We start from the raw sequence: 2151 nt of genomic DNA, 5'->3' as shown, positions 1-2151 counted from the left end.
GCTGACCGCCTCCGGCTCCGGCCTCGACCCGCACATCTCGGTGGCCTACGCCAAGGAGCAGGTCAACCGGGTCGCCAAGGAGCGCAACCTCCCGGCCGACAAGCTGAACCAGCTGGTCGAGAAGTACACCGAGGGCCGCTCGGCCGGCTTCCTCGGACAGGACGGCGTGAACGTCGTGCTGCTCAACAAGGCGCTCAGCGAGCAGAAGTGATGACACTCCATCGATCTGCCGAGTGACCGGACCGACCCGGGTACGGGGGAGCGCACCCCCGGGCCCGGGTCGGTCGCCCATGTCTGCGCACCACCAACCTGCCAGCCACACAAGGAAAGAGCAGCGCCCATGGCCCGCGACCTCGCCCCCGGCACCGTTCATCGCCGCGGCCGGCTGAGGGTCTATCTCGGCTCGGCCCCCGGTGTCGGCAAGACGTACCGGATGCTGGACGAGGCCCACCGCCGACAGGACCGTGGCGCGGAGGTGGTGGTCGGGTTCATCGAGTGTCACGGGCGGAGGTTCACCGAAGGGCTGGTGGACGGGCTGGAGGTGATGCCGCGTACCAGACGGACCTACCGGGACGCCGAGTTCGAGGAGATGGACCTCGACGCGGTGCTCGCCCGCCGCCCGTCCGTCGTCCTGGTGGACGAGCTCGCCCACACCAACATCCCCGGCGGCCGGCACGCCAAGCGCTGGCAGGACGTCGAGGAACTGCTCACCGCCGGGATCGACGTCATCACCACCGTCAACATCCAGCACCTGGAATCGCTGAACGACGTCGTCCAGAAGATCACCGGCATCCCCCAGCGCGAGACCGTCCCGGACGAGGTGGTCCGCCGCGCCGACCAGATCGAACTCGTCGACATGGCCCCGCAGGCGCTCCGCCGGCGGATGGCCCACGGCAACGTCTACAAGGCGGAGAAGGTGGACGCCGCGCTCTCCAACTACTTCCGGGTCGGCAACCTCACCGCCCTGCGCGAACTCGCCCTGCTCTGGGTGGCCGGCCGGGTGGACGAGGGCCTGCGCGACTACCGCGCGGCCCACAGCATCGACCGGGTCTGGGAGACCCGTGAGCGGGTCGTGGTCGCCCTCACCGGCGGCCCCGAGGGCGAGACCCTGATCCGCCGCGCCGCCCGGATCGCCGACCGCACCGCCGGCGGCGAGCTGCTGGCCGTCCACGTCACCCGCAGCGACGGCCTGGCCGGCGCCTCCTCCGGCGCGCTCGCCCAGCAGCGGCAACTGGTCGAGGACCTGGGTGGCAGCTACCACGTGGTCGTCGGAGACGACATCCCCACCGCGCTGCTCGCCTTCGCCCGCGCCCACGACGCCACCCAGCTGGTGCTCGGCACCAGTCGCCGCGGCCGGATCAACCGTTTCCTCACCGGCCCCGGCACCGGGCAGACCACCGTGGACGCCTCCGAGGACATCGACGTCCACATGGTCACCCACGAGTTCACCGGCCGCGGCCGGCTGCCCTCGCTCGGCCGCCGCCACTCCAGGCGCCGCACCATCGCCGGCTACGCGGCGGGCCTGATCGTTCCCCTGCTGCTCACCGTCGCGTTGTCGCCGTTCCGTAGCACACTCAACCTGACCACGGACGCGCTGATCTTCCAACTCGGTGTCGTCGTCGTGGCGTTGCTGGGCGGTGCGCTGTCCGCCCTGCTGGCCTCGGTCATCGCCTCGGTGCTGCTCAACTACTTCTTCATCCCGCCCCTCCACACCCTGACCATCGACGAGGCCAACAACATCGTCGCCCTGGTGGTCTTCGCCACCGTCGCGTTGACCGTCTCCACCGTGGTCGACCACGCCGGCCGGCTCACCGCGCGGGCCGCCCGGGCCACCGCCGAGGCCGAGACCCTCTCCACCTTGGCCGGCAGCGTGCTGCGCGGCGCCGACGCGCTGCCCGCCCTGCTGGAGAAGTCCCGGACGGCCTTCGGGATGGACGCCGTCGCCCTGCTCGACAGCCTCACGGGAGAGACCATCGCGCGCAGTGATGCCGAGACGGACGGAGACGTCGAGACCGGAAGCCAGGAGGAGGCCACCGAGGTAGCCGTCGGAGAGCGGGCCGTTCTGGTGCTCACCGGCCGCCGGCTGCCCGCCGCCGACCAGCGGGTGCTCACCGCCTTCGCCGCCCACGTCGCCGCCGCGCTGGAGCGCGA

At 71.5% G+C, this 2151-nt stretch carries 2 protein-coding genes; both read left to right on the top strand.

Features of this window, described 5'->3' with window-relative positions:
• A partial coding sequence (locus ACH4E7_RS45535; protein ID WP_396255121.1) for a potassium-transporting ATPase subunit C occupies positions 1 to 211 on the top strand: 211 nt, incomplete at its 5' end.
• 129 nt (positions 212 to 340) lie between these two features.
• Positions 341 to 2151: DUF4118 domain-containing protein (locus ACH4E7_RS45530; RefSeq protein ID WP_396255120.1), on the top strand; the 1811-nt coding region annotated here is incomplete at its 3' end.

The organism is Kitasatospora sp. NPDC018058 (genome assembly GCF_044327205.1).
Taxonomy (GTDB): Bacteria; Actinomycetota; Actinomycetes; order Streptomycetales; family Streptomycetaceae; genus Kitasatospora.
This window is presented reverse-complemented; position numbering and strand designations above follow the sequence as displayed.